Raw genomic sequence first — 18,101 nt, forward strand, 5'->3', positions numbered from 1 at the left:
GATACCGGTGGTATATGAAAATTAGAATATTCTCGCAAGGGCTTCGGCGAAAGGGTGAGCATGGCGCGATTGACCAGGTCGGAGAGTCAGGCGCGCACACGGGCGCATCTCGTCGCGACTGCCCGCGACCTCTTCCTGGCCGACGGGTACGCGGCCACGTCGCTCGAGAAGGTCGCCGACGAGGCCGGCTATTCCAAGGGTGCCGTGTACTCCAACTTCAAGAACAAGAAGGAACTGTGCCTCGAGGTGCTGGGGCTCATCCACGCCACCAAGGGGCAGGAGATCGCCGAGGCACTCGGCGGCGGCGGCACGATGGAGGAGCGGCTCGAGGCGTTCCAGGCCTGGGCGGAGAAGACGCTCGGCGACGTCGGGTGGACCATGCTGGAGTTCGAGCTGATCGTGCTGTCCCGCCACGATCCCGAACTCCGCGACGCACTCACCGCCACTCTCGGGGTGGCCCGGGACATCACGGTGACACTGCTGAAGTCGTTCACCGACTCGCTCGGGGTCGTCCTGCCCGTGCCCGTGGAGGACGCGGCCGGCAGCATCCTCAGTCTCGGTGTCGGACTGGGTATTCAGCGCGCCATCGATCCGACCATTTCCGCTCGGGTGGTCACCGACAATCTGCGGGTGCTGCTTGCGGTGTCGCAGGAGGCTCCGACTCAGGGGTCCGTGCCGGGGTGAAATTGGCGCGAGGAGCCGATCCGAGTGGCGGCGCGCGCGTACGGTGAATTCATGAAGCGGTGGAACGCCCTGGCAATTCCGGCAGCCGCCGCGGCTGCGATCGCGTCGTACGATCTTGTTCAGCGACGTCACGCGCTGCTCCGGAATTTTCCCGTGGTCGGGCACGGACGTTATCTGCTCGAGTCGCTCGGCCCGGAACTCCGGCAGTACATTACGACCGGCAACGACGAGGAACGTCCCTTCACCCGGGACCAGCGTCGCTGGGTGTACGCGTCGTCGAAGCGGGTGACCGACACGTTCGGGTTCGGTACGGACAACGACATCGAGTTCACCGACGGCTACACCATCATCAAGCACCGGACGTTCTCGGAGATTCCTCCCTCGGCGATGCCGCATGCCGACGAACAGCTCGCGATTCCGTCGGCGAAGATGCTCGGTGCCGCCCGCGGCCGGACGAATGCCTTCCGCCCGCGCTCCATCGTGAACATCTCGGGGATGAGTTTCGGGGCGCTGTCGTCCGCGGCCGTGGTCGCTCTCAACCGTGGTGCCGCTGCCACCGATTGCCTGCACAACACCGGCGAGGGTGGAATCTCCCGGTACCACCGGAACGGCGCAGACCTGATCTTCCAGATCGGGACCGCGTATTTCGGCTGCCGCGACGAGGACGGCCGGTTCGACCTGGCGCGGCTTCGGGCGCTCGTCGAGTCGGCGCCGGTGCGGGCCATCGAGATCAAACTCAGTCAGGGCGCGAAACCGGGCCTCGGGGGTCTCCTGCCCGGGGCGAAGGTGACACCGGAGATCGCCGAGATCAGAGGCGTACCGGAGGGCCGTGACTGCATCAGCCCGTCCCGGCACACGGCCTTCCGTGACGTCGACAGCATGCTCGACTGGGTGGAGCTCCTGGCCGCCGAGACGGGGCTGCCGGTCGGGATCAAGTCCGCAGTCGGCGACCCGACGTTCTGGGACCTGCTCGTCGACGCGATGAGCAACTCCGGGCGGGGTGTCGACTTCGTGACCATCGACGGGGGTGAGGGCGGTACCGGCGCTGCGCCGCTGGTGTTCACCGACGCGGTCTCGTTGCCGTTCCGTAGCGGCTTCGCGCGCGTGTACGCCAAGTTCGCGGAAGCCGGTCTGACCGACGGCATCACGTTCATAGGCTCGGGCAAGCTGGGCCTGCCCGACAATGCCGTGGCGGCGATGTCGCTCGGATGTGACCTGATCAATGTGGCGCGTGAGCCGATGCTCGCGGTCGGGTGCATCCAGGCGCAGAAGTGTCACACCGATCGGTGCCCGACGGGTGTTGCGACGCAAAATCACTGGCTCGCACATGGACTCGACGCCGGCATCAAATCGGTCCGGGCCGCGAACTACCTGCGGGCGTTGCGCCGGGACGTATTCAAGGTGGCCGAGGCGTGTGGTGTCGCGCACCCGGGCCTGATCACCGCGTCGGACGTCGAGGTCGCGGACGGCAACCGGCATTCGATCACGCTCGCCGACCTCTACGGTTACCGGACCGGCTGGGGGCTGCCCGGTGACGCCGACCGTGCCGAGATCACCCGCCTGATGAGCGAGGCCGCCGCCGTTCCCGCGGGCGAGACCGGGTCGCCAGGAGCGAAGACGGCGCCCTGAGGGCTGTCCGTCCCGACTACAGCCAGTCGCGTCGGCGGAACAGGATGTAGAGCAGGGTGGCCGACGTCACGATCACGATGGTGCTGGCGATCATCCCCGACAGCTGCCCGACTCCGGGGAACAAGACGTTCTGACCGAACCACCCGGTCACCGCCGTGGGAACCGCGATGATGGCCGCCCATCCGGTGAGCTTCTTCATGACGGTGTTGAGCCGGGCATCCTGGAGCGACAGATTCGTCTCGAAGACGGTCACCACCATGTCGCGCAACGACTCCGTCCACTCCGCGGCGCGCGTCACGTGGTCGTAGAGATCGGTGTACAAGCTGTCGAGAACCGGCGACTTGTCGCGTGGGGATTCGGCCCGCCCGCGCATGACGGCGCCCACCACCTCCCGCATCGGCAGCACGACGCGACGCAGTTGCACCAGTTCCTTCCGCAGCCGGTACGTGCGCTGCTGAATCTCCCGGGTCCGCGCGGACTCGTCGAACAAGCCCTCCTCGAGCGCTTCGATCGCGTCGTCGATCGTCTCGATCGTCTCGAACTGCCCGTCCACGATGGCGTCGAGCAGTCCGTGCAGGAGCGCGAGTGCGCCGGAACCCGGTGTGAGCAGTGCGGGGTCCTCCTCCCAGCGCTCCACCACCTGCGACATGTCGAATCGATCGTCCCGCCGCACCGTGATGATCCCGTTCGACACCACGAACGCGGAGACGCGGCTGAGCCGAAGCCGAGAATCGAGAACGCCGAGAGTGCTGACGTCGTCGGTCTCGAACCAGGTGGCGTACGCGGTCACGAACGCATGGCCCGCATAGCGCGTCGCCTTCGGCCGCTCACCGCGGGCGACGGCATCCTCGATGGCGTTCGGATCGAGCGACCACTCGGCCGCAAGCTCGGTCAGGCACTCGTGGTCGGGGTCGCACAGGTCGACCCACACGAGCGCATTCTCGTCCTTCACCTGTTCGGACACGTCGGCAAGCGGGAAATCCTTGCCGACGCACTCGCCATCGCGCCACACACGGGTCTGCACCAGGTTGAGGGTCACGCTCCCAGTCTGCCGAACCATTCCGGCAGAGAAGCGGTTATGACGCGCGATCGGACGAATACCCCCACAGCCAGTCGGTGTACTTGTAGCTCGACGTGTCGCGGGTGCGGAACAGTTCGTTGCGCGCGATGCGGGCGGTGCCGTCGAGGTGCCACAGCTCACCCCACATGCGTCCGGTAGTGAGGATGCGGTTGCAGCGCGGTGCGCGTTCGGTGTTGACCTCCTTCAGGATCTGCGGCCACGCGGAGTTTCCGCCCGTGGAGAAGTCTTCGGCGGCATAGTCGGCGAGGCACTTGGCGTCCTCGATCGCCATCACAGCTCCCGAGGCCAGGTACTGCAGTGGCGGGTGCGCTGCGTCGCCGAGCAGGATCATCCGCCCGTCCACCCAGTTCTCGATCGGCTCGCGGTCGTACATCGGCCACCACCGGTCCTTCCCCAGGTAGTCGATCCCGCGGCGGACGTTCTCGTGGCAGTGCGCGTAGGCCTGTTCGAGCTCCTCGGGGCCACCCCAGTTCTCGATTCCATTCTTGAAACCGGGCGATTCGAACACCGCGACCTGGTTGAGCATTTCGCCGCCGCGCAGCGGGTACTGGATGAAGTGGCACTGCGGTCCGATGTAGCCGACTACGTCCTCGATGTCCTCGTCGAGTTCGACGTCCTGGTACGGGGTGGTGCCCCGGTAGGCGGCGTAGCCGGACGACACGGGCTCGTCGTTCGAGATCTTCCCCCGCAGCCGGGATTTGAGGCCGTCCATGCCGAGCGCGATGTCCGCTTCGTGGGTGCGGCCGTCGTCGGTGCTGACGGTCACCTTGTCACCGTCGGTGATTACGTCGGTGACGGTGATGCCCGTGTGCAGTTCGGCGCCCGCATCCCGTGCGGCGTCGACGAGTGTCGCGTGCAGGTCGCTGCGATGGGTCACGAAGTACGGTCCGCCGTAGCGGGCACGGAACTCGGTGCCGAGGTCGATCGTGGTGAGCACCTCCGCGGTGACGGCGTCGCGGAACACGATGTTCTTCGGCAGGTAGGCCCGGGAGAGAACGTCGTCGAGTACGCCCCAGGAGTCGAGGATGCGGGCGCCGTGCGGTCCGACCTGCAGTCCGGCGCCGACTTCCCCGAACTCGGAGGCACGTTCGAACAACGTGACGTTCGCGCCCTTCCGGGCGAGGGCCAGGGCGTTGGCCGCGCCGCCGATCCCGCCTCCGGCGATGATGATGCGTGCGTCCTGCAGATTCGACATGACAGTTCCTTCGTTTCGTGCGTTCGGGGCATGTGAGTGGCAATGCGTGCCGGGGCACACGGCGGCACTCACGTGGGGGAGGGGAAGCGTCGCCAGATCACGGTGAGCAGCAGTGCGGCGACGAGCGCGCTGACGCCGAAGAGGATGAAGTTCGAATCCGCGCCGAGTCCGGCGGCAAGGAGCAAGCCACCGATCTGCGGTGCGGCGACGGCTCCGACGCGGCCGACGCCGAGCGCCCAGCCGAGGGCCGTGCCCCGCAGATAATCGGGGTAGTAGGACGCGACCGCGGCGATGATGAGGCACTGGGTTCCGTGTGTCCCGACGCCGGCGAGCACGAATATGACGTAGACCAGCGCCACGGGTGGGGCGGTGAGCAACGCCAGCAGGGCGAGACCCGCGAGGAGTGCGGCGACGATGCTCGTGGGGATCGTGCCGAACCGGACGCCGCCCCACGCGGTGACGAACGAGCCCGCGACGGCGCCGAGGTTGAGAGCGAGGGCGAACGTGAGCGCGCTGCCGAGATCGGTGCCCTCGCCCTGCATGAGTTTGGGCAGCCACGTGCCGAGGCCGTACCAGGCGAGCAGGGTGACCACCGTGGCGAGCGCGAACATGATACTGACGGAACGGAACCGGGTACCGAGCAGTGCGCTGAAGCCGGTTGCCGGCCGCACCTCCGCCGACGTCACCGCCGCAGTGTGGTCGGGCAGCGTCTTCCACGCGATCGGAACCAGCAGGATCAGCGGGACGAGCGCGAAGGCGAACATCGGCTGCCAACCCCAGTTCGGGATGACGGGGATGCCGAGCAGCGCCGCGATCGAACCGCCGATGGGAACACCGGACATCATCATCGTGGCCACCGCGGCGCGCCACTTCGCAGGAATCAGTTCTGCAGCAAGCGCATTGGAGGTGGGCACGAGGCCGCCCAGGCCGAGTCCGGCGATCAGACGCAACGCGCCGAACATGACGGGTCCGGTCGCCAGCGCACACAGCGCGGTGAACACGGACAGGACGATCGCGCACCCGATCACCGCACGCTTGCGTCCCACCACGTCCGAGAGGCGTCCCGCGAGCACCGCGCCGATCATCATCCCGAGGAATGCGAGGCTGCCGAGGGTGCCCGCTGTCGCGGCGCTGATGCCCCACTCCTTCTGCAGGCTCGGAATGACGTTGCCGTAGACAATGAGGTCGTAGCCGTCGAAGACCACGAAGAGCCAGCAGACGACGACGGCGATCGCGGCGTTGCGGTCCAATCCGACACGGTTCGTCGGCGGCACCGTAGTGGTGGCAGTGAGGGGCATGAATCGAGGGTGATGCGGCGCACAGCTCGCGTGCAATAAAGTTCTGCTGTGCAGAAGAAGCGAACGATCGAAAAGCCGACGTACATGTTGGAGTCCGTCGACAACGCGTTGCGCCTGCTGCAGATGCTGCGCGACGTCGGCGGGCTGCGGCTCAAGGACGCTGCGGAGGAACTCGGCATCGCGCCGTCCACCGCGCACCGGCTGCTGGCGATGCTGGTGTACCGAGGGTTCGCCGTTCAGGACGAGAAACGCATGTACCACCCCGGGTCGGCGATGGGCGCCGGCCCGGCCCAGCGCGGGTGGACGCGCGAGTTCACCGACCTCTGCAGGCCCCACATGGAAGCCCTCGCGATCCTGTGCGGCGAGACCGTCAACCTCGTGATCCGCGTCGGCACCCAGGCGCGCTTCCTCTCGTCCGCCGAGTCGACGGGAATGTTGCGCGTCGGTGACCGTCAGGGTCAGGTGCTCGACGCGGAATTGACTGCGGGAGGACGCATTCTGCTGGCAGAACTGCCGCGAGCGACCCTCGAACAGCTGTACCTGCGGCCCGCGGATCTGCCCGACGACGACCGCGAGTGGGGCGACCGCCGCCTGTCGCCCGACGACTTCGAGCGGTTCCGGCGGGAACTGTCCGCCGCCCGCGCCGTCGGATTCGCCGTCAACGTGCAGCAGACCGAGGAAGGGGTCGCGGCGTTCGGTGTCGCGATCCGGAACCGGGCTCGCACGGCCGTCGGGGCGCTGACGGTGGCCGTGCCCATCACCCGCTTCCGGCAGCACTCGCAGGGACCGCTGGTGTCGCAGATCAAGAACGCGATCCGCGAACTCGAGGTGGACATCGCCGACCTCGAACCCTGACGATAATTCTGGACAGAAGAATTCTCTATCAGCCGGGACGCCGACCCTCCTAGCGTCGACGCCATGACCGCTACCGAACCGCACGTCGACGACGCTCCGGAGCTGACACAGCTCTACACCGATTTCGAGGCCGAGCACCTGAATCCGTTGTGGACGCAAGTCGGTGATCTGATGCCGATGACGCCGGCGTCGCGGGCGGTGCCGTTCGTGTGGAAGTGGTCGACGTTGTATCCGTTGGCGCGGCGGGCCGGGGATCTGGTGCCGGTCGGCCGGGGTGGGGAGCGGCGGGCGATCGCCCTGGCGAACCCGGGGTTGGGTGGGGTGCCGTATGTGACGCCGACGTTGTGGGCGGCGATCCAGTATCTGGGTCCGAAGGAGGTGGCCCCCGAGCACCGGCACGCGCAGAACGCGTTCCGGTTCGTCGTCGAGGGGGCGGGGGTGTGGACGGTCGTCAACGGGGATCCGGTGGCGATGCGGCGCGGCGATTTCCTGTTGACCCCGGGTTGGCATTTCCACGGTCACCACAATGAAACCGATCAGCCGATGGCCTGGATCGACGGCCTGGACATCCCGTTCGTGCATTACACCGACACCGGGTTCTTCGAATTCGGGTCCGAGAACGTCACCGACGATTCCACCCCGGATGTGTCCCGGTCGGAGCGGTTGTGGGCGCATCCGGGGCTGCGGCCGCTGGTCGGGTTGGACGCGAAGGCGTCGTCGCCGATCGCGGCGTACCGGTGGGAGCACACCGACGCCGCGCTGCGCGAGCAGCTGGCATTGGAGGACGAGGGGTACGCGGCGACCACCGAACCCGGTCACGCCGCGGTCCGCTACACCAACCCGACCACCGGCGGCGACGTGATGCCCACGATCCGCGCCGAGTTCCACCGCCTGCGCGTCGGCGCCCGCACCCGGCCCCGCCGCGACGTCGGATCGACCGTCTACCAGGTGTTCGACGGTTCCGGCCGGTTCGTCCTCGACGGCGAGAACCGTGAGGTCGGCACGGGGGACATGATCGTCGTCCCGTCCTGGACGGAGTGGTCGATCGAGGCCGACACCGAGTTCGACCTGTTCGCGTTCTCCGACGCCCCCATCGTCGAGCGCCTGCACTTTGATCGCACCTACATCTCCGAAGGAGCCTGAAAATCCCATGAAGCTTGCCACCCTGCGCCGCGCCGGCGCCACCGTCGCCGTCCGCGTCGATTCCGACACCACCGCCACGATCATCGACGGGTACCCGGACCTGTCCGCCCTGCTGGCCGACCCTGACTGGAAAACCCTCGCGCAGAACGCGTCCGGTGCCACCGTCGATCTCGACGGGGCCGATTACGCCCCGGTGGTCCCGAACCCGGGGAAGATCATCTGCGTCGGCTTGAACTACGCCAACCACATCCAGGAGATGGGCCGGGATCTGCCCGAGTACCCGACCCTGTTCGCGAAGTTCAAGGAGGCGTTGACTGGTCCGTACGACGACGTGATCGTCCCCTCGTATGCCGCCGCCCAGTTGGATTGGGAGGGGGAGTTGGCGTTCGTCGTCGGCAGGCAGGCGTACCAGGTGCCGGAGGCGGACGCCGAGCAGTACATCGCCGGGTATTCGGTGATGAACGATTACACGATGCGCGATTACCAGTACCGGACGTTGCAGTGGGATCAGGGCAAGACGTTCGAGAAGACCAGTGGTTTCGGGCCGTTCCTGACGACCACCGACTCGTACACGTTCGGCGGGACTCTGGTCACGAAATTGGAGGGGCAGGTGGTGCAGTCCACCACCACCGACGATCTGGTGTTCACCCCGGCCAGGCTGGTGGAGTACATCTCGCACATCGTGACGTTGCAGCCCGGTGACGTGGTGATCACCGGCACCCCGGGCGGGGTCGGGCACGCCCGTAAGCCCGGTCTCTACATTCAGGACGGGCAGACCGTCGAGGTCACCATCGAGGGCCTGGGCACCGTCCGCAACACGACGATCGTCAAGTAGGGGTGCACCCGGTGGGTTTCCACGATCTTCCCCTGGCCGAGCGGCTGCTGATCGCGCGCCGCGGCACCGCGTACTTCGCGCAACGCCTCGCCGAGCTGTCCGATTCCGACCTCGACGGGCAGACCCTCCTGTCCGGGTGGTCGCGGCGGCATCTGCTCGCGCACGTCGGTTACAACGCCGCCGCGTTGTGCCGGCTGCTGGACTGGGCGGCCACCGGGATCGAGACCCCGATGTATGCGTCGGCGGAGCAGCGGGGCCGGGAGATCGTCGAGGGCGCCACCCTGTCGGCGGCGGCGCTGCGGAACCTGTTCGACCACACCGTCGCCCGGCTCGACGAGAAGTGGCGCAACCTGCCCGCCTCGGCGTGGGATGCGCAGGTCCGCACCGCGCAGGGCCGTCTGGTGCCGGTGTCGGAGACGGCGTGGATGCGCACCCGGGAGGTGTGGATCCATGCGGTCGACCTCGGCAACGGCGGCCGGTTCGGCGACTTCCCCGACGTGGTCCTCGAGTCGCTGCTCACCGACATCGTCGGGATGTGGCGGCGCAAGGACCTCGGTGCCGGCCTGATGCTCGCGGTCGACGGAAATGAACCGGTTGCCGTGCGGCCGGATTCACCGCCCGCCGAGAAGGTGTCCGGACCCCTCGCCGCGGTCGTGCGGTGGGCCGCCGGACGCGGCACCGTCGGCGTGAACATCGACGGTGAAGTCGGGGAACCGCCCCGTTGGCTTTGATGGACGAAGGCGATGATGTCTTGACTACGTGCAGGTTTGGCCATTGCTCCGGCTAGCCGGCGACGGGTACCCGTGTGCCGAGAGTGGTGGCGGCGCGACGGACTTCGGGGATCAGGTGGTCGATCTGGGTGTCGGTCAGTGTGTCGGCGGGTCCGGTGACGCCGAGGACGGCGACGAGGGTGCCGTCGGAGGCGCGGACCGGGGCGGTGACGGAGGCGATGCCGTAGAGGCGTTCGCTGACCGACACGGCGAAGCCATCGCTGCGGATCTTGTCGAGTTGGGCGAACAGTTCCGCTTTCGACACGGTCGCACCGCTGGCCAATGCCATGTCGCCGATACCGCCGAGGATCTCGTCGACCTCCGCGGTGTCGAGATGAGCGAGGATCGTCTTCCCGGCGCCGCCCAGGTAGAGCGGCAGGCGCTCACCGACGGGGAGGATGTAGTTGAGCGGATGGTCGCTTTCCACCCGCGCGATGAGCACTCGGGAGGACTCGACCTTCACATACATCGACGCGGTGAACCCCGTACTCGCGGCGAGCTGCTGCAGCATGGGCTGGGCAAGGACACTGAGCGGGTTGGTGACCATGAACGCGTGCGCGACCGCGAGCGCAGCGGGCCCGGCGGTGTAGGTGTCGCCGATGCGGGCGGCGTACCCGCGTTCGAGGAGCACGCCGAGGATCCGTTGCACGGTGGCGACGTGCAGTGAGGCGTGGCGGGCGACTTCGCTGAGCCGCAGGGGCTGCTTGGCCTCCTGGAGGACACCGAGCACGTCGAACGCGCGGTCCAGTGATCGCATGTTGTTGGTCGGCGCCGCCATGTTTCCTCCTCGATTCACCTACTTTCGATGAAACTTATCATTGTGCGATAAACCTGTCAGCGGATGGCGGTCGCGTTGCAGGGCGAACCGACCCCGCCGACGAAGTTGAGCGGTTTGACGGTGACCAGGGCGTCCCAGGAGTGGGTGCGGCGGCTGTCCTCGACGAGTGCGGTGAGGTTCCACAGTTCGCCGAGGGGGACGCCGAGTTTGCCGATCAGTTCCTGGTGCATCATGCCGGCATCCTCGGGGGCTGACTCCGTGAACTGGCTGTCGGGGAGGACGGGGAGAACTTCGACGGCGAAGGTGTCGGTGCCGAAGAGGGCGATCTTGTTGTTCCACAACCACTGTGCGAGGTAGCGGCTCTGTGCGAAGCCGGTGGAACGGCGGCCGGTCCGGACCTCGTTGCGTTGGTCGTCGGTGGCGGTGAGGTACCAGTGCGCCCAGCCGGTGTGGACGAGAATAAGGTCACCGCCGCGGATCTCGCAGCCTTGGCGCTGCGCGGCGGCGTCCAGGTCGGCAGGGTCGAGCGCCGGACCCAGGGTGTGGTCGAGGGGATGCCCGCGTTCGGCGTGAAGCGCTTCGAGGTCGAGGAGCAAGCCGCGGCCGACGATCGGGTCCTGCGACCAGGCCTGGATCCCGAGCGCCGGGGACCCTTCGGTGACCTGGTCGTCGGGAATGCCGCCATAGAAGCCGTGCCCGGACACCCGTCGGTGGCGCAATCCGTCGAGGTGACTGCTGGCTTGCAGGTAGAAACCGTCGAGGAGGTCGTCGCGGGATTCGGCGTGCGCGGAGACGATGGTGTGCTTCGGCGCCGTGCGCGACCGGGCCATCGGTGGGTCGAACGCGCCGAGCGGATAGTCGAGGGCGAACACCGCACCCCGGGTGACCAGGGTGGCGGCGTCGCGGACCTGCCCGGGGCCGGCGAAGTTCGCCGTCCCCCGGTCCCGGTTGTCGAAGACTCCCCAACTCGACCCGGCCGGGGCGCCGTCGGTGCGGGCGCACAGGTCGGCGTAGGTGGAGTCGGCACCGATCGTGCTCATCCGCCTGGTCATCCGACGTGTTCGGCGGTGCGGGCGGGAGAGTCCTCGTTTCCGAGGGCGTCCTCCTCTCCGCCGTGGTGGAAGTACGACAAGACGAAGGCGAGCAGTCCGGCGATGCCTGCGGCACCGTAGGCGTAAGGGGCGAGCAGTTCCTCGACGTGGGTGACGACGACGCCGTCTCCGAGGATCAGTCCGACGGATTGGCCGAGCACGATCGCCAGTCCGCCGAGCAGGAACGCGACGACGCTGATGCGGAAGAGGGTAGAGACGCTTTTCTGGAACATGACGTGTCCTGTCGCGGGATTAGACGGGGAGGAGGCCGAGGGCGATCAGTACCCCGATGCCGAGGATGGGAATGCAGTAGTACTTCAGGAGTGGCATGAAGATCTTCGACGGGTCGATCCGGGCGATACCGGAGGCGACGTAGATGGGAGCGCCCGAGGGCGGGGAGGCGCCCTCGGTGGACGCGAAGACCAAGACGGCGGCCGCGGCGACGGGGGCGGCGATACCGGTGCCGACCAGGGCGGCGACGGCGACGGGGCCGACCGAGGCCATGGTGGCAGAGGCGGTCAGCGGGATCGCGATGATGACGATGATGATCCCGACGAGGATCGCCATCAGCCAGGACGGTGCGCTGAGGCTTTCGAGCATCGCGGTCAACTGCTGAGGCAGTTTCAGCTTGGCGAGCACCGCCGACGCGGAGAACGCGGCAACGATGGTGATACCGATGACGCCGAACTGGGGGGCGGCGTCGCCGAGGACTTTCCACCAGCCCGTGCTGGTTTTGGGCAGGTGCCGGCGCCCGAGGAAGAGCACCAGCAGGATCATCAGGACGGGGATCCAGGTGATCAGGCTCAGAGCACTCGACATCACCAGGTCGGTGTAGTGCGCGATGGGTGCGGCGATCGGACCGCGGGTGAGCAGCAGCGGGATCAGGATCGGGACGAACAGCAACAGCGAGGTCCACCCGACCCGCAGGCTCCGCTTGACCGGGATCCGGTCCTCCGGGGCGATCGGCTGCAGGCCGTTCTTGCGGACCAGGTAGTAGCTCAGCACCAGCCGGTAGCCGAGGCACCAGAGGCCGGCGATGGCGAGCGGAACGATGATGTCGTCCGCGGCCATCATCCCGGTGACGGTGCTCGACCCGACCAGGATGAACATGGTCGCACTGAACGGGAACGTCACGCCCATGCCCGCGCAGCCGGCTACCACCGTCGCGGACAGTTCGCCGCTCACGCCGGAGCGTTTCATCCACGGCACGGTGACAGAGCCGACCGCGGCGGTGACCGAGGCGCCGACATGCGCAATGGCACCGAACATGCCGCCGGCGACGGTGGACGTGTAGATCGGGCCGCCGCGCAGGCGGCCGAGGAACGAGTTGAGGATGTCGATGAGCCGGTCCAGCACCGGGGTCTTCGCGAGGATGAAGCTCATGAAGATGAACGCCAGCCCGGCGAACGTCACTTCCTCCTGCATCGAATTGACGAAGCCCTCCCACATGTACTTCGGGGCGTCACGGCCGGCGAAGGCCCCGACGACGACGAACCCGACGATCATCGCCTCACCGATGTTGCGTTTGAGCACCGCATTCCAGAAGACGATGGACGCGATGAACGCCAGCAACGCCCAGATGGCAATCATGCCGCGACCTTACGGGCGGCGATGATCGCGGCGCGACGCTGCGCCTCGTCGGCTTCGACCGCCCGGCCACCCGCAAGGCTGGTGAACGCTTCGGCCGCCGGGATGATGATGACGCCGTCGTCGTCCGCGACGACCAGATCGCCGGGTGCGCAGACGACACCGCCGACCGCGACCGGGACGTCGATCTTGCCGGGGCCGTCCTTGTAGGGGCCGGACGGGTTCACCGCGCGGGCCCACACACCGAATCCGATCTCCTGCAGGACATCGATGTCGCGGGCGGCGCCGTCGATGATCATGCCGACGCAGCCGCGGGAGCGGGCGCGTTCGGCGATCAACTCACCCATCAAGGCCCGGTTCTGGTCGCCCTGTCCGTTGATGACAATCACCTCACCAGGCTGCACCTTCGCCAGCGCCTCGTGCAGCGCCTTGTTGTCGCCGGCCCGGGTCCACACCGTGCGGGCACGGCCGACGATCCGTGCACCTTTCCACATGGCATGGATACCCGAATCGACCATGCCCATGCGCTGGCGGGCGTCGCCGATGTTGGCGACCGGGAGCCCGGCGTAGGCCTCGAGCAACTCGTCGGTGGCGCGTCCATTCGCATCGGCGAGGGTGCGGTGCACCTCGGCCGTCGCGGACGCGAGGACGGGGCGGACCCCAAGGATGTCGAGGAGCTCGACCGAGGCGGCCGCCTCCACCGAGCGTCGGGCGGCGTGCTTGCGGGTGCCGTCCCGCAGCCGGTCCAGGGCCGAGAAGCTGCCGGACAGCTCACCGGCGATCTGCGCACGCACCCATTGCTCGGCGTCGGCAGCGATCCCGGCATCGACCGATTCGACGATCAACGCGCCGAGGCCCTTCATGAACGCGCTGCGCAGCAGCTTGCGGTTCGACGCGTCCCCGGGCGCACCGGAGATGTCCTCGACCGCGGCGCCGAGCGCCTCGAAATAGGCGGCCGCCGCGGTCGATCCGTCGCCACTGACCACCAGAGCGGTACGCGCCCCGTGGGCGGGGACGGACCCGACCACCGCGACATCGGCGAACGCAGCGCCTGCCGCGCCGACCACGTCGGCGACCTGCGCCTTGATCTCGGCCGGCGCGGCATTCATGTCCGCGTAGCAAATGCCGGCCGACAGATGCGGTGCGGCGTCGAGCGCCGCCCGCACCGCCACCTTCGCGCTGGTCAGACTCAGCACCAGATCCGCACCCCGCACAGTGTCGGCGACGTCGTCGAAGCGCAGCACTCCCGCGGGAGTGGCGGTGTCGGCCGGGTCGAACCCGGTCACCTCCCAGCCCTTCGCGAGGAATCCCGACGAGTAGAGACTTCCGGCTTCACCCAAGCCGAGGATCGCAACCTTCATAATTTCCTCTCATACTGTGATAACCTCTATCACATGATGCAGTAATGGTGGTCACACTGCATCGCCGTTGTCAAGGCATCGAGATGTGAGAGGGATTGATCGCGAAAGTGACCACCGCACGCGCGGACGGCTCAGGACCCCGCGCCTATTCGGCGTGCTGACGTGCAGGTTCGCATCTACCGTCGAGTGGGTTCGCGATTCGCACAGCAACGAGGATTTGCACGGGCCGGGGCACGAGAATCGAGGCTGACCGGGAATTCGTGCGCGCGGAGAGACAGGGGAGGACCGAAAATCCTGGAAGTCGCACGCATGTGAATGTGGGTGACCACGCCGAGGTGCATGCCGGCGCCGCCTCGGAGTTCGTCATCGTGAGCATGGGTGTCGCCGAAGAGGGGGTTCTTCCAGCCACCGAAGGAGTGGTACGCGGTGGGGGCGGGGACGTCGATGCCGACCGTGCCGACCTCGACCTCGTTCTGGAACTGTCGGGCGGCGCCGCCGTCGTCGTTGGTGAAGATGGCGGTGCCATTGCCGAACTGGCTGGAGCGAGTGTCGCGCTAGTACGACGCCCGGCCACCGCTGGCGTCGTAGACGGCGCCGGTCGAGAAGCTGAGCGCTTCCGAGCACAGCCATGCGACGAGTTCGGCGATCTCTTCGGGCCGTCCCATCCGGGCCATCGGGGTCAGGCTCTGCGACCGCGCGAGGATCGCCGGGTCGGTGCCGGCATTCATCGGGCTCTCCACCGCGGCGGGTGCCACCACGTTGGCCAGGACACCGGTTTGCGCGACCTCCTTGCCGAGCGATTTCGTCAGCGCGATCACGGCGGCCTTCGACGCCGAGTAGGCGCTCTGGTTGGGATTCCCGTCCTTCGCCGCGATGCTCGCCAGATTCACGACCCGCCCCCAGCCGGCGCCGGTCATGGCCGGCACGAACGCGCGGCAGAGGAGGAATGTCCCGTCGACGTTGATCCGGAACGTGCGGCGCCAGTCCTCGAGATCGACGTCCACCAGGGGAGCGGACGGTCCCACGACGCCGGCGCTGTTGACGAGGATGTCGACACGGCCGAGCCGGGCGGCGAGTTTCTCGACGGCGTCGGCGTCGGTGACGTCGAGGTGCTCGTCGGCCTCGGTGGCGACGTCGGCGGTGACGACGCGGACCCCGGCGTCGGCGAGGCGTTTCGCGCACGCCGCGCCGATTCCGCTCGCGCCGCCGGTGACGAGCGCGGTGGCGCCGTCGGGATACGTGGACATGGTGTTTTCTCCTCGCGACTGTGTGCGCAGTAGTCTTGTTCTATGTGCGAAATCGGTATGATCCGTTTCACACTGTGTATGAATTGGAATATATGGGCTGAGCAACACTCGTCAAACTCGCCGAAGGGAATCCGATGGAGATTCGCTGGCTGCAAGCGTTCGTCGCCGTCGCCGAAGAACTGCATTTCGGCAGGGCCGCGGCGCGACTCCAGATGGCCCAGTCGCCGCTGAGTCAGACGGTGCGCAAACTCGAGAAGGACATCGGCGTGCCGTTGTTCGAGCGGAGCACCCGCAGTGTCGCCCTGACGTCGGCCGGACACACGTTCCTGCCGCACGCGTACCGGATTCTCGAGAGCGTCGACATCGCGCGGCAGGCCACCCGTGCGTCCGCCGGGGGCGTGTACGGCCGCATCAAGATCGGCTTCACGGGCGTGCTCAATCACCTGTCCCTGCCCCCGCTCACCCGCGCGCTCCGGCAGCGCTACCCCGACATCGAACTCACCCTCGTCGGACGCATCATGACCCGTGACGCCATCACCCAACTGGACAGTGGTGCACTCGATCTCGCGTTCGTCGGCCTTCCCGTCGAGACGGCCTCGGTGTCCACCCGGTTGATCCGCCGCGAGCCGTTCGGGGCCGTGCTCCCGGCGGACCACCCGCTCGCGTCCGAGCCGGAGATCGATCTGCGCGACCTGGCCGAAGACGGCTTCGTCACGACACCGCTGTCGGCCGGTTCGGCATTGCAGGAGGTCGCGATGCGGGCCTGCGTCGATGCGGGGTTCCGTCCCCGCGTGGTGCAGGAGATCACCGATCCGTACATGATCCTGATGCTGGTGGCGACGGGTGTCGGCGTGGCGCTCATGACGTCGGGCATTGCCGCGCTCACGCCCCCGGGCACGGTGTTCGTGCCGCTCACCGGCGAGCCGATCTACATGAACCACGGACTCGCCTGGTCACCGCGTCGGGTCTCCGACGCGCTCCGGGTGGCCCTCGCGGTCTCGGAGGACATTCTCCCGACTCCCGATTAGGACATTTTCGGTCTATATCTAAGACTTTTTTTGCGCTGGACTGCGCATAGTTCGCCATGACACGCTCGTCACGGTCCGGAACTTCGTGTGAGGTGGATCACCTCCGAAGGAAGCCTCGCGGCGTACCGGATCCTTGGGACGAAAGGGACACCATGGCAAGCACTTCCACTCGCGACACCGGGGGACAACCGAACGAGAACGCCCGCCGGGCCGCCGTCTCGGGATTCCTCGGCAGCACGCTGGAGTACTACGACTTCTTCATCTACGGATCCGCGGCAGCGCTGGTCTTCCCGCGAATCTTCTTCCCGGGCGGAGGAGCCACGGCGACCCTGCTGTCGATCGGCACGCTCGGCGTGGCGTACATCGCGCGTCCACTCGGCGCAGTGCTGTGGGGGCATCTCGGGGATCGATACGGGCGCAAGAATTCGCTGCTCGCGTGCCTCCTGCTCATGGGTATCGCGACCGTGGTCGTCGGCTGCCTGCCCACGTACGACCAGATCGGTATCGCCGCGCCCATCATCCTGGTGCTCCTGCGATTGCTGCAGGGCCTGTCCGCCGGCGGCGAATCGCCAGGATCGTCCGCGCTGACGCTCGAACACGCACCGGACAACCGTCGTTCGTTCTACACCTCGTTCACCATGAGCGGCATCATGTTCGGCATCGTCATCTCGAGCCTGGTGTTCATTCCCGTGGCCGCGCTGCCGGACGACGCGCTCTACTCGTGGGGCTGGCGTGTGCCCTTCCTGCTCAGCATCTTCGTGACGGGTGTTGCGGTCTGGCTGCGTCGCAAGCTCGACGAGCCGGAGGTCTTCGAAGAGCTGAAGGAACACGACGACACGGCGGGCATCCCCGTCGTCGAGATGTTCCGCTCGCACTGGCGCACCGTGATCCGTATCAGCCTCAGCGCGACGTTCGCGATGATCAACACCATCGTCAACGTGTTCGCGCTGGCCTACGCCGTGCAGGTCGCCGGGCTCGAACGCTCCACGATGCTGTGGGCCATCGCCACCGCCAACTTCGTCGCGGTCCTCACCCAGCCGCTGTTCGGAATGCTCGCCGACCGGATCGGCCGCAAACCGGTGTTCGTGACGGGCGCCGTCGGCGCCGCGGGCATGGTGTTCGTGTTCTTCCACGCGATCGGAACCGGCAGCGCACCGATGGTGTTCGCGGCAGGCATCGTCCTGATCGGCCTGTTCTATGCGATGCCCAACGGCGTGTACCCGGCGTACTTCCCCGAGCAGTTCCCCGCCAAGGTCCGGTACACCGGAATGGCCGTGAGCCTGATGCTCGGACTTCTGGTCGCCGGCTTCACCCCGGCCATCGCGCAGTGGCTGTCGGCGGGTGACACCGCGAACTGGACCCCGGTCGCCTGGATGTGCCTGGGCTTCGCGCTGCTGTCGTCGGTCGCCGCACTCACCGGTCCCGAGACCTACCGCACCCCCACCGAGCAGCTCGGCGAACCCGGCACGACGGTCGGCGCCCGGCACCAGACGCTCGTCCGCAACGACGCCTGACCGGC

At 67.4% G+C, this 18,101-nt stretch carries 17 protein-coding genes and 1 pseudogene; 8 read left to right on the forward strand and 10 right to left on the reverse strand.

Annotated elements, in window-relative coordinates:
- Positions 1-60: 60 nt before the first annotated feature.
- Positions 61-684 (forward strand): TetR/AcrR family transcriptional regulator, encoded by a 624-nt coding sequence (locus tag QM693_RS14010; RefSeq protein WP_283331120.1) that lies wholly within the window; start codon positions 61-63, stop codon positions 682-684.
- Between the two features lie 51 nt (positions 685-735).
- The gene (locus tag QM693_RS14015) at positions 736-2,313 is read left to right on the forward strand and encodes an FMN-binding glutamate synthase family protein (protein WP_283352616.1); all 1,578 of its coding nucleotides are present in this window, start codon (positions 736-738) and stop codon (positions 2,311-2,313) included.
- Positions 2,314-2,329: 16 nt separating this feature from the next.
- Here the strand turns inward: QM693_RS14015 and QM693_RS14020 are convergent, their stop codons facing one another.
- From QM693_RS14020 to QM693_RS14030, 3 genes are all read right to left on the reverse strand, one after another.
- Positions 2,330-3,352, reverse strand: coding sequence for a magnesium transporter CorA family protein (locus QM693_RS14020; protein ID WP_280780008.1), 1,023 nt, complete (start codon positions 3,350-3,352; stop codon positions 2,330-2,332).
- Positions 3,353-3,389: 37 nt separating this feature from the next.
- The gene (locus QM693_RS14025; RefSeq protein WP_283352617.1) at positions 3,390-4,589 is read right to left on the reverse strand and encodes an FAD-dependent monooxygenase; all 1,200 of its coding nucleotides are present in this window, start codon (positions 4,587-4,589) and stop codon (positions 3,390-3,392) included.
- 68 nt (positions 4,590-4,657) lie between these two features.
- Positions 4,658-5,887, reverse strand: a complete 1,230-nt coding sequence (locus QM693_RS14030) for an MFS transporter (protein WP_283331123.1) — start codon at positions 5,885-5,887, stop codon at positions 4,658-4,660.
- A 48-nt stretch (positions 5,888-5,935) separates the two neighbouring features.
- On the opposite strand from QM693_RS14030, the gene QM693_RS14035 reads away from it, so the two are divergent.
- The 4 genes from QM693_RS14035 to QM693_RS14050 all read left to right on the forward strand — a co-directional run bounded on the left by QM693_RS14035 (position 5,936) and on the right by QM693_RS14050 (position 9,451).
- Positions 5,936-6,742: an IclR family transcriptional regulator gene (locus tag QM693_RS14035; RefSeq protein ID WP_283331124.1), complete on the forward strand. Its 807-nt coding sequence runs from the start codon at positions 5,936-5,938 to the stop codon at positions 6,740-6,742.
- A gap of 63 nt (positions 6,743-6,805) precedes the next feature.
- Positions 6,806-7,885: a cupin domain-containing protein gene (locus QM693_RS14040; protein ID WP_283331125.1), complete on the forward strand. Its 1,080-nt coding sequence runs from the start codon at positions 6,806-6,808 to the stop codon at positions 7,883-7,885.
- A 7-nt stretch (positions 7,886-7,892) separates the two neighbouring features.
- Entirely contained in the window at positions 7,893-8,720 is an 828-nt protein-coding gene (locus QM693_RS14045) for a fumarylacetoacetate hydrolase family protein (RefSeq protein WP_283331126.1), read from the forward strand.
- Between the two features lie 11 nt (positions 8,721-8,731).
- Positions 8,732-9,451: a maleylpyruvate isomerase family mycothiol-dependent enzyme gene (locus QM693_RS14050; protein WP_283331127.1), complete on the forward strand. Its 720-nt coding sequence runs from the start codon at positions 8,732-8,734 to the stop codon at positions 9,449-9,451.
- Between the two features lie 52 nt (positions 9,452-9,503).
- Here the strand turns inward: QM693_RS14050 and QM693_RS14055 are convergent, their stop codons facing one another.
- The 7 genes and pseudogenes from QM693_RS14055 to QM693_RS14085 form a co-directional block, all read right to left on the reverse strand.
- Positions 9,504-10,268 (reverse strand): IclR family transcriptional regulator, encoded by a 765-nt coding sequence (locus tag QM693_RS14055; RefSeq protein ID WP_283331128.1) that lies wholly within the window; start codon positions 10,266-10,268, stop codon positions 9,504-9,506.
- A 56-nt stretch (positions 10,269-10,324) separates the two neighbouring features.
- A complete protein-coding gene (locus tag QM693_RS14060; protein WP_283352618.1) occupies positions 10,325-11,308 on the reverse strand; it encodes a cyclase family protein in 984 nt (327 codons plus the stop codon).
- Between the two features lie 8 nt (positions 11,309-11,316).
- Positions 11,317-11,592 carry a hypothetical protein gene (locus tag QM693_RS14065; RefSeq protein ID WP_283331130.1) on the reverse strand — a complete coding sequence of 92 codons (276 nt, stop codon included), beginning with the start codon at positions 11,590-11,592 and terminating at the stop codon, positions 11,317-11,319.
- Between the two features lie 19 nt (positions 11,593-11,611).
- Positions 11,612-12,949: a TRAP transporter large permease subunit gene (locus QM693_RS14070; RefSeq protein ID WP_005250744.1), complete on the reverse strand. Its 1,338-nt coding sequence runs from the start codon at positions 12,947-12,949 to the stop codon at positions 11,612-11,614.
- Positions 12,946-14,307 carry an RraA family protein gene (locus QM693_RS14075; protein WP_283331131.1) on the reverse strand — a complete coding sequence of 454 codons (1,362 nt, stop codon included), beginning with the start codon at positions 14,305-14,307 and terminating at the stop codon, positions 12,946-12,948. The genes QM693_RS14070 and QM693_RS14075 overlap by 4 nt, the downstream gene beginning before the upstream one ends.
- A 359-nt stretch (positions 14,308-14,666) precedes the next feature.
- Positions 14,667-14,849 (reverse strand): annotated as a pseudogene (locus QM693_RS14080) (aldehyde dehydrogenase family protein); the annotation flags it as partial.
- Between the two features lie 12 nt (positions 14,850-14,861).
- Positions 14,862-15,554, reverse strand: a complete 693-nt coding sequence (locus QM693_RS14085; RefSeq protein ID WP_283352619.1) for an SDR family NAD(P)-dependent oxidoreductase — start codon at positions 15,552-15,554, stop codon at positions 14,862-14,864.
- Between the two features lie 134 nt (positions 15,555-15,688).
- Between QM693_RS14085 and QM693_RS14090 the strand changes: the two genes are divergently transcribed.
- A complete protein-coding gene (locus QM693_RS14090) occupies positions 15,689-16,582 on the forward strand; it encodes a LysR family transcriptional regulator (RefSeq protein WP_005252314.1) in 894 nt (297 codons plus the stop codon).
- 152 nt (positions 16,583-16,734) lie between these two features.
- Complete coding sequence (locus QM693_RS14095; protein WP_283352620.1) at positions 16,735-18,096, forward strand: MFS transporter; 1,362 nt, start codon at positions 16,735-16,737, stop codon at positions 18,094-18,096.
- The last annotated feature ends 5 nt before the right edge of the window (positions 18,097-18,101 follow it).

The sequence above is a fragment of the Rhodococcus sp. IEGM 1305 genome (assembly GCF_030058635.1).
Lineage (GTDB): Bacteria > Actinomycetota > Actinomycetes > Mycobacteriales > Mycobacteriaceae > Rhodococcus_F > Rhodococcus_F opacus_D.

Excerpts from the sequence above, each read along its gene's own strand:
- QM693_RS14010 (WP_283331120.1), top strand. The coding sequence starts at position 61 with ATGGCGCGATTGACCAGGTCGGAGAGTCAGGCGCGCACACGGGCGCAT.
- QM693_RS14015 (WP_283352616.1), top strand. The coding sequence starts at position 736 with ATGAAGCGGTGGAACGCCCTGGCAATTCCGGCAGCCGCCGCGGCTGCG.
- QM693_RS14025 (WP_283352617.1), bottom strand. The coding sequence starts at position 4,589 with ATGTCGAATCTGCAGGACGCACGCATCATCATCGCCGGAGGCGGGATC.
- QM693_RS14030 (WP_283331123.1), bottom strand. The coding sequence starts at position 5,887 with ATGCCCCTCACTGCCACCACTACGGTGCCGCCGACGAACCGTGTCGGA.
- QM693_RS14040 (WP_283331125.1), top strand. The coding sequence starts at position 6,806 with ATGACCGCTACCGAACCGCACGTCGACGACGCTCCGGAGCTGACACAG.
- QM693_RS14045 (WP_283331126.1), top strand. The coding sequence starts at position 7,893 with ATGAAGCTTGCCACCCTGCGCCGCGCCGGCGCCACCGTCGCCGTCCGC.
- QM693_RS14055 (WP_283331128.1), bottom strand. The coding sequence starts at position 10,268 with ATGGCGGCGCCGACCAACAACATGCGATCACTGGACCGCGCGTTCGAC.
- QM693_RS14060 (WP_283352618.1), bottom strand. The coding sequence starts at position 11,308 with ATGAGCACGATCGGTGCCGACTCCACCTACGCCGACCTGTGCGCCCGC.
- QM693_RS14065 (WP_283331130.1), bottom strand. The coding sequence starts at position 11,592 with ATGTTCCAGAAAAGCGTCTCTACCCTCTTCCGCATCAGCGTCGTCGCG.
- QM693_RS14070 (WP_005250744.1), bottom strand. The coding sequence starts at position 12,949 with ATGATTGCCATCTGGGCGTTGCTGGCGTTCATCGCGTCCATCGTCTTC.
- QM693_RS14075 (WP_283331131.1), bottom strand. The coding sequence starts at position 14,307 with ATGAAGGTTGCGATCCTCGGCTTGGGTGAAGCCGGAAGTCTCTACTCG.
- QM693_RS14085 (WP_283352619.1), bottom strand. The coding sequence starts at position 15,554 with ATGTCCACGTATCCCGACGGCGCCACCGCGCTCGTCACCGGCGGCGCG.
- QM693_RS14090 (WP_005252314.1), top strand. The coding sequence starts at position 15,689 with ATGGAGATTCGCTGGCTGCAAGCGTTCGTCGCCGTCGCCGAAGAACTG.
- QM693_RS14095 (WP_283352620.1), top strand. The coding sequence starts at position 16,735 with ATGGCAAGCACTTCCACTCGCGACACCGGGGGACAACCGAACGAGAAC.